The organism is Pseudomonas sp. QL9 (assembly GCF_041409665.1).
In the GTDB taxonomy this organism is placed as follows: Bacteria; Pseudomonadota; Gammaproteobacteria; order Pseudomonadales; family Pseudomonadaceae; genus Pseudomonas; species Pseudomonas knackmussii.
The window spans coordinates 840,789-853,691 of the sequence record NZ_CP166971.1; the positions used below are offsets into that span (position 1 = coordinate 840,789).

Annotated in this window: 12 protein-coding genes and 1 tRNA gene; 5 read left to right on the forward strand and 8 right to left on the reverse strand. The window is 64.8% G+C overall.

Features of this window, described 5'->3' with window-relative positions; all coding sequences use genetic code 11:
• Positions 1–24 precede the first annotated feature (24 nt).
• Positions 25–1,869, forward strand: coding sequence for a putative bifunctional diguanylate cyclase/phosphodiesterase (locus tag ACA097_RS03905; protein ID WP_371368617.1), 1,845 nt, complete (start codon positions 25–27; stop codon positions 1,867–1,869).
• 200 nt (positions 1,870–2,069) lie between these two features.
• Complete coding sequence (locus ACA097_RS03910; protein ID WP_043250910.1) at positions 2,070–2,384, forward strand: hypothetical protein; 315 nt, start codon at positions 2,070–2,072, stop codon at positions 2,382–2,384.
• 392 nt (positions 2,385–2,776) lie between these two features.
• Here the strand turns inward: ACA097_RS03910 and ACA097_RS03915 are convergent.
• A tRNA-Val gene (locus tag ACA097_RS03915) sits at positions 2,777–2,853 on the reverse strand.
• Between the two features lie 185 nt (positions 2,854–3,038).
• Here ACA097_RS03915 and ACA097_RS03920 point away from each other — a divergent pair.
• A complete protein-coding gene (locus ACA097_RS03920) occupies positions 3,039–4,322 on the forward strand; it encodes an NAD(P)/FAD-dependent oxidoreductase (RefSeq protein ID WP_371368619.1) in 1,284 nt (427 codons plus the stop codon).
• Positions 4,323–4,378: 56 nt separating this feature from the next.
• On the opposite strand, the gene ACA097_RS03925 is transcribed toward ACA097_RS03920, so the two are convergent.
• From ACA097_RS03925 to moaA, 5 genes are all read right to left on the reverse strand, one after another.
• Positions 4,379–5,293 (reverse strand): PA2778 family cysteine peptidase, encoded by a 915-nt coding sequence (locus ACA097_RS03925; RefSeq protein WP_371370475.1) that lies wholly within the window; start codon positions 5,291–5,293, stop codon positions 4,379–4,381.
• Between the two features lie 35 nt (positions 5,294–5,328).
• A complete protein-coding gene (locus tag ACA097_RS03930) occupies positions 5,329–5,724 on the reverse strand; it encodes a PA2779 family protein (protein WP_371368621.1) in 396 nt (131 codons plus the stop codon).
• A 142-nt stretch (positions 5,725–5,866) separates the two neighbouring features.
• Entirely contained in the window at positions 5,867–6,379 is a 513-nt protein-coding gene (locus ACA097_RS03935) for a hypothetical protein (RefSeq protein ID WP_371368623.1), read from the reverse strand.
• A gap of 80 nt (positions 6,380–6,459) precedes the next feature.
• Positions 6,460–7,287 (reverse strand): transporter substrate-binding domain-containing protein, encoded by an 828-nt coding sequence (locus ACA097_RS03940; RefSeq protein ID WP_371368625.1) that lies wholly within the window; start codon positions 7,285–7,287, stop codon positions 6,460–6,462.
• A gap of 46 nt (positions 7,288–7,333) precedes the next feature.
• Positions 7,334–8,329, reverse strand: a complete 996-nt coding sequence (gene moaA / locus ACA097_RS03945; protein WP_371370476.1) for a GTP 3',8-cyclase MoaA — start codon at positions 8,327–8,329, stop codon at positions 7,334–7,336.
• 178 nt (positions 8,330–8,507) lie between these two features.
• Here moaA and ACA097_RS03950 point away from each other — a divergent pair, with 178 nt between their 5' ends.
• Positions 8,508–9,161 (forward strand): TetR/AcrR family transcriptional regulator, encoded by a 654-nt coding sequence (locus ACA097_RS03950; protein WP_043250905.1) that lies wholly within the window; start codon positions 8,508–8,510, stop codon positions 9,159–9,161.
• 237 nt (positions 9,162–9,398) lie between these two features.
• On the opposite strand, the gene ACA097_RS03955 is transcribed toward ACA097_RS03950, so the two are convergent.
• A complete protein-coding gene (locus ACA097_RS03955; protein WP_371368627.1) occupies positions 9,399–9,830 on the reverse strand; it encodes a heme-binding protein in 432 nt (143 codons plus the stop codon).
• A 188-nt stretch (positions 9,831–10,018) separates the two neighbouring features.
• Entirely contained in the window at positions 10,019–10,933 is a 915-nt protein-coding gene (locus ACA097_RS03960) for a LysR family transcriptional regulator (protein WP_371368629.1), read from the reverse strand.
• Between the two features lie 110 nt (positions 10,934–11,043).
• On the opposite strand from ACA097_RS03960, the gene gcl reads away from it, so the two are divergent.
• Positions 11,044–12,819, forward strand: a complete 1,776-nt coding sequence (gene gcl / locus ACA097_RS03965) for a glyoxylate carboligase (protein WP_371368631.1) — start codon at positions 11,044–11,046, stop codon at positions 12,817–12,819.
• Positions 12,820–12,903: the final 84 nt, after the last annotated feature.

The following is a 12,903-nucleotide window of genomic DNA, read 5'->3' on the forward strand; positions in this document are numbered from 1 at the left end:
AGCGAAGAGCCCCAGGGAAAGGAGATGCCTTTTCCACCCCGCACCTCCGACAGCGCCGCGTCGCATGAGCCCGCTTCACTCTTCCCGGTTGCGGCGGACGAGCAGGAGCGCCTGCGATCTCTATATAGCAGCGGCTACCTGGACACACCGGCCAACCCGCAGTTCGACACCTTCACCCGACTGGCTGCACATCTATATAGCGTGCCGATTTCGGCCATCTCGCTGATTGCTGCCAAACGCGCCTGGCTTCTCTCCGCCAGCGGCCTGCCCCACGGCCTGAGCACACCGCGCGAAGACTCCTTCTGCGCCCGCTGCAGCCTCCGGCCCGGCGGCGTGATGATCGTCGAAGACGCATCCCGCCACCCAGACTTCCAGGACAACCCACTAGTCACCGGCCCGCTGGGTTTCCGCTTCTACGCGGGTGTCGCGGTCAAGGATGCAGACGGTCGCGCCCTGGGCGTGCTCTGCATAGTCGATACCCAGCCGCGCAGCGTGCGCGAAGACGAGCTAGGACATCTGTGCGACCTCGCCAATTGCATCTCCGCACTGATCCAGCGCGACCAGAAGATCTCCCAGGAGACCGACCGCGACCCCATCAGCGGCCTGCCGAACCGCCAGGCCCTGCTGCGCGCGCTTTCCGAGAAGCTCAGTCACTACCATCTCGGCGAGAGCCTTCCAACGCTGATCACCTTCGACATCGAAGGTTTCGAACAACTGCGCAACGGCCTCGATCCGCGCGACGTCGACGCCCTGCTCAAGGCTTTTGCCGGGCGCCTGGAAGACTGTTTCCCGCAAGCCGAGCTGCTAGCCCACCTGGGCGCCGACGAATTTGCCGTAGTGCTGCCGCAACAGCTGGAAGGCGAACATCTGACATCGATGATCCAGAACGCCATCAGCCGATTGCGCGAACCCTTCGGCCTTGAGGAGCGCACGCTTTCGCTGGAAGTCACTGCCGGCCTGGCCTCAACATCAGAAGAACAGATGAGCGCCGACCGCGTGCTACGCAATGCCATCCTCGCCAAACGTAGCGCGCACGGATTGCCGATGGACAAATGGCAGAAGTACTCACCCGAGCTTGAGGCCAGTCTTCCTTCGCTTTACAGCCCGCCGCAACTCAACCTGCGCAACGCCCTGCAATTCGGCGAGCTGTCACTGGCCTACCAGCCCATCGTGCAATCTCCCGAACGGTGCATCGCCAGCTTCGAGACCCTGCTGCGCTGGAACCATCCACAACTGGGCAGCGTGCCGCCTTCAGAGTTCATCCCCCTGGCGGAGAAGAACGGCATGATCATCCCCATCGGTACCTGGGTGTTGCGCGAAGCCTGTCGCGAAGCGGCGCGCTGGCCGCAGGACGTGAAGGTGTCGGTGAACGTCTCGCCGCTGCAGATCAACCGCGCCCTGCCCACCCTGGTCGCGGAAACGCTGGCCGAATTCGGCTTGCCGGCGGGCAACCTGATGCTGGAGGTCACCGAGAGCACGGTGCTGGAGGCATCCGAAGAGAACGTCGCCATCCTGGGCGAGCTACGCAGCCTGGGCGTACAGATAGTGCTGGACGATTTCGGCACCGGCTTCGCCTCGCTCAACTATCTGCTGCGCTTCCCGTTCGACAAGATGAAGATCGACCGCTCCTTCATCAGCGGGGTGCTCGAGCGCCACGACTGCCAGACCATCGTTCGCGCCATCATCGGCATCGGCGAATCGCTGAACATCCCGATCATCGCCGAGGGCGTGGAAACCGCCGAGCAACTGGCCTGGCTGCAGGACAACGGCTGCCGGCTGATCCAGGGCTACTTGACCGGCCGGCCGATGCCGCGCAACGCCATCCGCGCGCTGCTCAGCAGCATTCATCACGACTCCAAGGTTGCCTGACGCCTACGACGCAGCCTAATCCGCGGAATGAAGTGCGGAAGGATCATCCTGCCCCAATCAAAAGGGCAATAGAGCAAGCAGCCCTGATGACGAACACCCTCAACTGCCCGCAGAGAAAAAGCACCCGCGAGGCCGGCAAGCCGCCCTAGTAGGCTCCATACTCTTATTAGGATCCGCGCCAGCAGGCTCAATGAGCGTATATGAAGAAACTATTCGTCTTGGTCATGCTGCTGATCCTTGCGACAAGCAGCCAAGCCTCCGAGTTTTGCACGGGCATAGGGCTGTTCGCTCGCGCCGGCGCCATGTATCGAGACCAGGGCACCACCGAGGAACAGGCCATTGCGGCCGTCGACCAAGGCAGCAGCAAGTACGATGCGGACACCAAGGTAGTAGTGAGGTACTTCCTGCGCTTCGGCTATCGCGGTAACCAAACGCCCGACCAGGCCTTCGCCAGTGCCGAGCAAAAATGCCGGCAGTACGAAATCGAAAGTGCAGAAAGCAATGCGATGAAGTGAGCTCTGTCAGAGGCCGCTCCCGACCTCCATCTCCCGCCGCTCCCGCAGCCGAGCAAGCCCTCCTCCAGCATCCAACCACCCCCATTCCAACATCGCCAACCCACGCGGTCATCTGACGAAGGTCGACAACACCCCACTGATGGCTATCGACTGCGTTTTGCTTTCTATATAGGAGGGCGAACAGGTTCAGACAGAGCGGCTGCCTGGGAGCGTCGATGACCGGACTGCAGCAGGCCGGGCACGCGAAGGGGCTGGTGCTATACCAGAAGATGGGAGCCGGCCTGTGGCTGTAGACCGAAGGGCGCGCCCCGATGCATTGGCCAAAAATCGCCCAAAACAAAAAGGGCGATCCTTTCGGATCGCCCTTTTCGGTGCTGCCTAAGCAGCAGATTTGGTAGGCACAATTGGACTCGAACCAACGACCCCCACCATGTCAAGGTGGTGCTCTAACCAACTGAGCTATGTGCCTGTCGTGTGGGGCGCATTCTACGCGACGCTTTTGTAGCGTCAAGCACTTTTTTCGCTAAGCCACTGAAAAAGTGAATTTTTTTATGTTCGACCTTCCGTAAATTATTTTGCACAGGCACTAGCCGCCGGAATTCGACTCAGGTAGCATTCGTTCGTCTCGTAAAAAATAACAAACACAGGTGCAATATGCCGCACACTCCCTACCCCACTTCCTATTACGCAGCCTCCGCCAATCCGGTGCCGGCGCGTCCGGAACTCCAGGGTGAGACCGAAACCGATGTGTGCATCATCGGCGCCGGTTACACAGGTCTGTCCACCGCCCTCTTCCTGCTGGAAAACGGCTTCAAGGTCACCGTCCTCGAGGCCGCCAAGGTCGGCTTCGGCGCGTCCGGCCGTAACGGTGGTCAAATCGTCAACAGCTACAGCCGCGACATCGACGTCATCGAACGCACTGTCGGCCCGAAGCAGGCCCAACTGCTCGGCCAGATGGCCTTCGAAGGCGGCCGCATCATTCGCGAGCGCATCGCCAAGTACAACATCCAGTGCGACCTGAAGGACGGTGGCGTGTTCGCCGCTCTCAGCGCCAAGCAGATGGGTCACCTGGAGTCGCAGAAGAAGCTCTGGGAGCGCTTCGGCCACACCCAGCTGGAACTGATGGATGCCAAGCGCATGCGCGAGATCGTCGCGACCGACAGCTATGTCGGCGGCATGCTCGACATGAGCGGCGGCCACATCCACCCGCTGAACCTCGCCCTGGGCGAAGCGGCAGCCGTGGAATCGCTCGGCGGCGTGATTCACGAACAGAGCCCCGCCGTGCGCATCGATCGCGGAGCCAACCCGGTGGTTCACACCCCGCAAGGCCGCGTGAAGGCGAAGTTCGTTGTGGTTGCCGGTAACGCCTACCTGGGCGGCCTGGTGCCGGAACTGGCCTCCAAGTCCATGCCGTGCGGCACCCAGGTGATCACCACCGAGCCGCTGAGCGCCGACCTGGCCAAGTCCCTGCTGCCGCAAGACTATTGCGTCGAGGACTGCAACTACCTGCTGGACTACTACCGCCTGACCAGCGACAACCGCCTGATCTTCGGTGGCGGCGTGGTCTACGGTGCGCGCGATCCGTCGAACATCGAGGCGATCATTCGTCCGAAGATGCTGAAAGTGTTCCCGCAACTGAAGAACGTGAAGATCGACTTCGCCTGGACCGGCAACTTCCTGCTGACCCTCTCGCGTCTGCCGCAAGTGGGCCGTATCGGCGACAACATCTACTACTCCCAGGGCTGCTCCGGCCACGGCGTGACCTACACCCACCTCGCCGGCAAGGTTCTGGCCGAGGCGCTGCGTGGCCAGGCCGAGCGTTTCGACGCTTTCGCCGACCTGCCGCACTACCCGTTCCCGGGCGGTCGCATGTTCCAGGTTCCGTTCTCCGCGATCGGCGCCTGGTACTACAGCCTGCGTGACAAGCTGGGCGTGTAATCCGCACACCCCGCCAAAGAAAACGGCGCCTTCGGGCGCCGTTTTCGTTTCTGAGCTCAGGACCCCGGGCAAGCCGGCAACGCCTGGCACTGCCCAGACGCCGCCCCACTGCCCGGTGCCGCTGCAAAGCGCGAGTCACCCGGCGCCAGCTGACGAGCACAACTCGCGGCCACCTGTGCCTGCGATGCGCAGCCCCGCTCGCCCAGCACGTTGGCGAGGTTGTACCAGCCCGCAGCGAAGTCCGGGCGCGCCGAAAGGCTCTGCCGCAGCGCGCCCTCCGCCTCGTCCAGGTGACCGGCTGCATAGCGCGAATTGGCCAGGGCGAACCAGCCCAGCGGCTCCTTCGGCCAGGCGTGCGTCGCCGTGCGGTAGGCTTCGTCGGCCAACGGTTTCTGCCCGGTTTCTTCCAGGTCGTGCGCAGAACGCAGCCAGCGCAACGAGTCGGCGGTCGCCGGAAGACGATCCGCCGGAACCGTCACCATCGCCCAACGATTGCTGCGCGCCCAGGTAACGTCGAATGCCGTGTAGTCGATCACCAGGCGTTGGGTGATGCCCGAGCGCAGCACCAGTTCGTGGCGGTCGCGATCAAAGCCGACCACCACTGCGTAGTGCCACATCGGCAGCCAGTCCAGGCCGTTGTTCTGCAGCACCAGCACCGGATTGCCGGCCGCGACTTCCTTCAGCACGTCTTCCAGCTTTGGCCGCAACGGATAAGCCAGCAGCCCCTGCTCGCGCGTGGCCGCGACCAGCTCGACCTGCAGGCTCCCCTGGCGCCCCGGGATATAAACCCGCTCCTTCAACTGCCGCGGCGTAACCCGCACGCCGCGCTGGTTGAGCATGGTCGCCAGCGCCGCCGGGCCGCACTGGAACTCCTGCTGGGGGAAGAACTGCACATCGGTGAGTTCGACGCGCGACGGCAGCGCATCGATGTCCGCCGGCAGCTGCGGCGTCCTGGCACAACCGCCAAGCAGCGCGGCGGCCAGGACGAGGGGCAGCGCCCGGTAACTCAACGCTGGCACCGGACGAAGGTGAAGATGTGCGTGATGCAGAGCATGTCGGTGATCACGAAGATCAGCAGGAACAGGATGATGATGCCGATGATCCCGCCTGCCGGCGCCTGGTCCAGTTGCTGGTTGAATTGCGCCAGCTCCTCATTGGAAAGGCTCTTGATGCGCTGCTCGACCTTGCTGCGCTCCACGCCCATGGACTGCAGTTTCTTCTGCACGCCCTGGTCGTCCAGCATGTGCAGCAATTGCTCACGATCAACGCGTTGCTGCTGAGCCTCGAGCACTTCACCCGTGCCCACCATTGCCGCCTGCGCCAGCGGAACCTCCGCCACCACGGCCAACTGGGCAGCGATCAGCACCGCTGCCAGACGCTTTACCCGCTTTGTCATTGTCATTCTGGGGAACCTCTCCTAAGACACTTTCGCAAGGAACCCGGGCAATACCCCGGATATCAAGACGCCGCCCAGTCGGGCGCACGTCATCACTGTCGAGCCGGCGGTTGCCCTCGGCTTTCGACATGATTCGTAAGATTTCCTCTTAAGAATTTAGTTCGAAGCGCAGGCGCGGCCAGTCCAGCTGGAAATAGCCGAGGTAGACGCAGGCAGCGTCGTGAGGAAGGAGGAAGTGCTCACCGCCCTCCGCCGCGAGACCGGCGCGGCGAAGATCCAGGCGCAACAGGCGCCCCCAGGCGTAAGAGGTGAGATCGATGGACGACTTATTGATGCCCGCCTGCGGCCAGCGGGACTGACACCAGCCCAAAATATCCGCCGGCTCATGCGCAGCTGACAGCGCATCGAGCTGTACCGCATCTTCACGCCAGCCGATCACCTGCTGAGGGCCGAAGGCCGGCTGACGATCCAGCGGCAATGGCTGGACCCAGCGGCCGTCTGCGCGCTCGGTCAGCTCCACGGCCAAGGGACGCCAGATGCGTTGCTCGATGGCCCAGAGCAGATCGCCGTCGAAATCCAGCGACGGCCTGCCCGCCACCTGCAGGCGGAACCCATCGCAGACCAGGCAGCAATCGCCCAGTGGAATTCGCAGTTGACTCACGCTCACATCAGCCTCGCAGCCCGACGACCTTGGCGGGCAGGCGCGATTCTAGGGAAAGCGCGCAGCGGGCGGGAAGCCCGTCACGGCGACGGAACGGTCTTTTGCTTCGCCTTCTGCCGCTCCAGGTAGTCGAGCTTCCATTGCTCGACGCCCAGGTGCGCCGGATCCAGGCTGGCCTCCACGCCGTAGCGCGCCTTCAGCGCGGCGACGTCGGCGGCATGCTCCACCAGGAAGCGGTCGAAGCGCTGGATCAACTCGGGGTGTCGCTCGCTGGAAAGCCGGAAGCTGCTGCGCGTATGCGGAAGTGACGGATCGAAGACCAGCGCCCCCGGGCGGGCGCGGATGTTGTCCAGGTAGTAGGTGGCGACCACCACATTGAAGTAGGCGCCATCGGCCTCGTGCTTCAGCGCCTGCTGGATCATCTGCCGCAGGTCGCCGCTGGGCAGGCGCTCCACCCCGCCGCTGTCGATGGCTTTCTCGTAGCCCCACGGCGACCAGCCATCGACCACGGCCAGGCGCTTGAGCACCGTCACCCCCTGACCAACTCGCTCGGGCGCAACCAGCACGCCATCGACGTACTGCACCACCGGCTGGCTGTAGCGCAGCCTGTGCCCGGCCCTCTCTTCGCCGGCCCAATCCGGGTTATCGGGGTACTTGAGGTCCACCTCACCTGTGAGCAACGACGGCAATAGCTGCGACACCGGCAACGGTCGGTACTCCAACTGCACACCAGCGCTGGCGGCGAACTGGTCGAGCAGCTCGCGGGCAAAGCCCTGGTAGCGCCCCTGCGCATCGGTGCTGTAGTGCGGCAGGAATGCCAGGTTCTCCACACCCACCACGTAGGTCTGCGCCAGCGCCGGAAAAGGCAGCGCGGCAACCATCGCCCAGCCGAAACCCTGGAGCTTCATGCTCTCTCCTTGTCGATCTTGTTGTTCTTGTTTCGCGCGGCGCGGCTCAGCCGCCGGTCATGCTCATGAAGCGCAGCACCTGCACCTGCTCGGCGGCGTCGAAGTGGTGGCGCTGCGGCTTGAGCTGCAGCGCATCGACCAGCGCCGCGCGCAGGCGCTCGTTGTCGCCGGGATGGCTGCGCAGCAACTGGCGAAGATCCAGCGCACCTTCGTGCCCCAGGCAAAGCACCAGCTTGCCTTCGGCGGTGACGCGCACGCGATTGCAGTCGCCGCAGAAGTTGTGGCTGTGCGGAGAGATGAAGCCGATGCGGCTGGCGAAACCGTCGACGCGGAAGTAGCGTGACGGGCCGCCCGTGCGTTCAGCGCTTGGCAGCAACTCCCAGCGCTCGGCCAGTCGCGCACGCACTTCGTCGCTGCTGCACAGGGTCTGCGCGCGGCTGTGGCTGTCGATGCTGCCGAGCGGCATTTCCTCGATGAAGCTGATGTCCAGGCCTCGCTCCAGGGCGAAGGCGGTCAGCGCGCAGACCTCGTCGTCATTGCGGCCTTTCTGCACGACGCAGTTCAGCTTGATCCGCTCGAAGCCCGCCGCACGCGCCGCCTCGATGCCATCCAGCACCTGCGGCAGCCGATCGCTGCGGGTGAAGGCGGCGAAGCGTTCGCGGCGCAGCGAGTCGAGGCTGACGTTCAGGCGGCGCACGCCGGCGGCGCGCAGCTCGGCGGCGCGCTCGGTCAGTTGCGAGCCGTTGGTGGTGATCGCCAGGTCGTCCAGTTCGTTGCGTGCGCCCAGCCGCGCCAGCAGCCCGGTAAGCCCCTTGCGCACCAGCGGCTCGCCACCGGTGATGCGGATGCGCCGCACACCCAGGCCGATGAATGCGTCGGCCACGGCGTAGAGCTCTTCCAGGCTGAGCACCTGGTCGCGCGGCAGGAACTGCATGTCTTCGCTCATGCAGTAGGTGCAGCGGAAATCGCAGCGGTCGGTGACCGACAAGCGCAGGTAGGTGATGCGACGGCCGAAGGGGTCGACCAGGCGGGTATCGGTCATGGCGGCGGCAGGCTCGCGGAAGTGGATCACCGGCGGGACACCGGAGCGGCCGACTGTATAGAAAAACTGAACGGCGGGTCAACTTCTCTCCGGCACCTTGCTTGAGAGGCCCGCCGGCCCGGTGCTACCATCGCCGCCCCACCTACGCGGCAGCCCGCGCACGAGTAGCCTCAGGACCATGACCAGCATCCGCGAACGCAACCGACGCCTGATCCTCCGCGCCGCCAGCGAAGAGTTCGCCGAGAAGGGCTTCGCCGCGACCAAGACCAGCGATATCGCGGCCCGCGCCGGTCTGCCCAAGCCCAACGTCTACTACTACTTCCAGTCCAAGGAAAACCTCTACCGCAGCGTGCTGGAGAGCGTGGTCGAGCCGTTGCTGCAGGCTTCCGCGCCGTTCCGCGATGACGATGAGCCGGCCGAGGCGCTGAAGTCGTACATCCGCTCCAAGGTGCGCATTTCCCAGGAGCTGCCGCACGCCTCGAAGGTGTTCGCCAGCGAGCTGATGCACGGTGCGCCGCACCTGCCGAAGGAATACCTGGACGAGCTGAACGCCCAGGCGCAGCGCAACATCGCCTGCCTGCAAAGCTGGATCGACCGTGGCCTGCTGGCGCCGGTGGACCCGCACCACCTGCTGTTCACCATCTGGGCGGCGACCCAGACCTACGCCGACTTCGACTGGCAGATATCCATGGTCACCGGCAAGGAAAGCCTCAGCGACGCCGACTTCGAGGCGGCCGCCGAGACCATCACCCGCCTGGTGCTGCGCGGCACCGCGCCGGAAGGCGGCGAGGCCGACAAGGGCGAGGCGCGGTTGCGGCCATTGCCGCTCTAGCACTCGCGCCTAAGCGCCAACCCCGCAACGGGTTTGAACGGCTTTTCGTAGGAGCGAGCTTGCTCGCGAAACGAGTCCGCTGCGGGACCGTTCGCGAGCAAGCTCGCTCCTACAGGTCCATCCCGCCCTTTGGCAATTAACGGGTTATCGCCCTACTTCTTTGGGTCCCCGCGTTCGCGGGGATGACGATTCAGTTCCGTCACTCTCGCGAACGCGGGAGCCCAGTAAACAGCAGTCTTAGCCCGCGTCAGCAAACAGCCCGGCGGCCTGGATGCCGCGGATCGCGCATTGTTCGTCGATGTCCGAAGCGTCGCCGCTGATGCCGATGGCGCCCAGCACGCGGTTGTCGCTATCGCGGATCAGCACGCCGCCCGGTGCCGGCACCACATTGCCCTGGGCCAGGGTGTTCACCGCCGCGATGAACGACGGGCGCTGCTGAGCGTCCGCCGCCAGCGCGCGCGACGACTTGCCCAGCGCCACTGCGCCCCAGGCCTTGCCGATGGCCACTTGCGGGCGCAGCAGGCTGGCGCCGTCTTCGCGCTGCAGGGCCACCAGGTGGCCGCCGGCATCCAGCACCGCCACGGTCAGCGGCGCGGTATGCAGCTCACGGCCCGCGGCCAGGGCGTTGCGGGTGATGTCCAGCGCGGTGTTCAGGTTGATTTCGCTCATCGGGAATTTCCTCTTGGAGTTGTAGTAGGCGTTCGCCCGCACCCACCCGGCGGGTGGGCGCGGCATGGCAAGACCCCTAATGCAATAGCCGAAGGCAATCCCGGACGCAATCGATAAATACAATCATGCGACAATCTGTACACAACATTTCAAGCTAAAAATCGACAATCAAAGTATCGACTAGCCGCTCAAGAATGCCGGGCTTCCCAGTATCCCGGGGTGTTGTAGATCGCCTTCAGGTAGTCGATGAAAAAACGCACCTTGGCCGGCAGGTAGCGCTGCTGCGGATACACCGCCTGGATGTCGTAGGCCGGGATCTCGTACTCGTCGAGCACCGTCACCAGTTCGCCGGCCTTGAGCTCGGCCTGGATCTCCCAGGTCGAGCGCCAGCCGATGCCCAGGCCCTGCTTGACCCAGTCGTAGAGCAGCTCGCCATCGTTGCAGTCGAGGTTGCCCGACACCCGCACCGCCACCTGCTTGCCGTCACGCAGGAAGGTCCAGCCGCGCTGCTGGCCGCCCTGCAGGTTGAACGCCAGGCAGTTGTGCCGCACCAGGTCCTCGAGGGTGCGCGGCACGCCGTGCAGCTCGAAGTAGCGCGGCGCGCCGCAGACCACGCGGCGGTTGGGGAACATCTTGACCGCCACGTAGTTGGGGTCGGTGACCTCGCCGATGCGGATGCCCATGTCGTAGCCCTGGCGCACCAGGTCGACCAGGCTGTCGGTGAAGTTGAACGACAGCTTCAGGTCCGGATAGCGCGCCAGGAAGGCCGGTGCGTGCGGCGCGATATGCCGCCGGCCGAACGCCGCCGGGGCCGACACCACCAGGTGCCCGCGTACCGAGTTGCCGCCGCGGGTCACGCTGGCGTCGGCCTCGTCGAAGTCCTTGAGCAGGCTGCGCGCGCGCTCCAGGTACTGCTCGCCGAGGTCGGTCAATTGCAGGCCGCGGGTCGAGCGGTGCATCAGCTTGACCCCGAGGTGTTGCTCCAGGGCGTCCAGGCGCCGGCCCATGACCACCGGGGTCACGCCTTCGCTCAAGGCGGCCGCGGCGAAGCTGCCGTTGTCCGCTACCAGGACGAAACTGCGGATGAGGGTATAGCGGTCCATTCGATACTCCAGATATCGACAGAACTGAAGTATCCATCAATTCCGCCGTTTTGGCACAGTCGGCATCCTTGCCCCCAACGAGATAAACCACCGACTCAAGGGGAAAGGCCATGGCCAAAATGAGAGCAATCGAGGCAGCCGTTCTGGTCATGCGTCGCGAAGGCGTGGACACCGCATTCGGCGTGCCGGGCGCTGCCATCAACCCGATGTACGCCGCGATGAAGAAAATCGGCGGCATCGACCACGTGCTGGCCCGCCACGTCGAAGGCGCCTCGCACATGGCCGAAGGCTACACCCGCACCAACGCCGGCAACATCGGCGTGTGCATCGGCACCTCCGGCCCTGCCGGCACCGACATGGTCACCGGCCTGTACTCGGCCTCCGCCGACTCCATCCCGATCCTCTGCATCACCGGCCAGGCGCCGCGTGCCCGCATGCACAAGGAAGACTTCCAGGCCGTCGACATCACCAGCATCGTCAAGCCGGTGACCAAGTGGGCGACCACCGTCCTGGAGCCGGGCCAGGTGCCCTACGCCTTCCAGAAAGCCTTCTACGAAATGCGCAGCGGCCGTCCCGGCCCGGTGCTGATCGACCTGCCGTTCGACGTGCAGATGGCCGAGATCGAGTTCGACATCGACGCCTACGAACCGCTCGCCGTGCACAAGCCGCGCGCCACTCCTGCCCAGGCCGAGAAGGCGCTGGCCCTGCTCAATGCCGCCGAGCGTCCGCTGCTCGTCGCTGGTGGCGGCATCATCAACGCCAATGCCTCGGCCAAGCTGGTCGAGTTCGCCGAAATCACCGGCGTGCCGGTCATCCCGACCCTGATGGGCTGGGGCACCATTCCCGACGACCACCCGCTGATGGCTGGCATGTGCGGCCTGCAGACCTCGCACCGCTACGGCAACGCCACCCTGCTGGAATCGGACATGGTGTTCGGCATCGGCAACCGCTGGGCCAACCGCCACACCGGTTCCGTCGACGTCTACACCAAGGGCCGCACCTTCGTTCACGTGGACATCGAGCCGACCCAGATCGGCCGCGTGTTCACCCCGGACCTGGGCATCGTTTCCGACGCCGGCTCCGCCCTGGATGCCTTCCTCGAAGTAGCCCGCGAGTGGAAAGCCGCCGGCAAGCTGAAGGACCGCAGCGCCTGGGTCGAAGCCTGCCGCGAGCGCAAGCGCACCCTGCAGCGCAAGACCCACTTCGACGAGGTGCCGGTCAAGCCACAGCGCGTGTACGAGGAGATGAACGAGTTCTTCGGCAAGGACACCTGCTACGTCAGCACCATCGGCCTGTCGCAGATCGCCGGCGCGCAGTTCCTGCACGTCTACAAGCCGCGCCACTGGATCAACTGCGGCCAGGCCGGCCCGCTCGGCTGGACCATCCCGGCAGCGCTGGGCGTGGTGAAAGCCGACCCGAGCCGCCAGGTCGTCGCGCTGTCCGGCGACTACGACTTCCAGTTCATGATCGAGGAGCTGGCCGCCGGTGCGCAGTTCAACCTGCCGTACATCCACGTGCTGGTGAACAACTCCTACCTGGGCCTGATCCGCCAGGCGCAGCGCGGCTTCGAGATCGACTACTGCGTGCAGCTGGCGTTCGACAACGTCAACGCACCGGAACTCAACGGCTACGGCGTCGACCACGTCGCGGTGGTGGAAGGCCTCGGCTGCAAGGCGATCCGTGTGTTCGACCCGAACCAGATCGGCGCCGCCTTCGCCCAGGCCCGCGAACTGATGCAGCAGCACCGCGTGCCGGTGGTGGTGGAAGTGATCCTGGAGCGCGTGACCAACATCGCCATGGGCACCGAGATCAACGCCATCAACGAGTTCGAGGCGCTGGCCGAGAGCCGCGACGACGCCCCGACTGCGATCTCGCTGCTGGACTGACGCAAGTACCGGGCCCCGCGTGGGCGGATCCCGTGGCAGGGAAAGCCACGACCCGCCCATCGCAGGCCCACCCCAGGAAAGAAG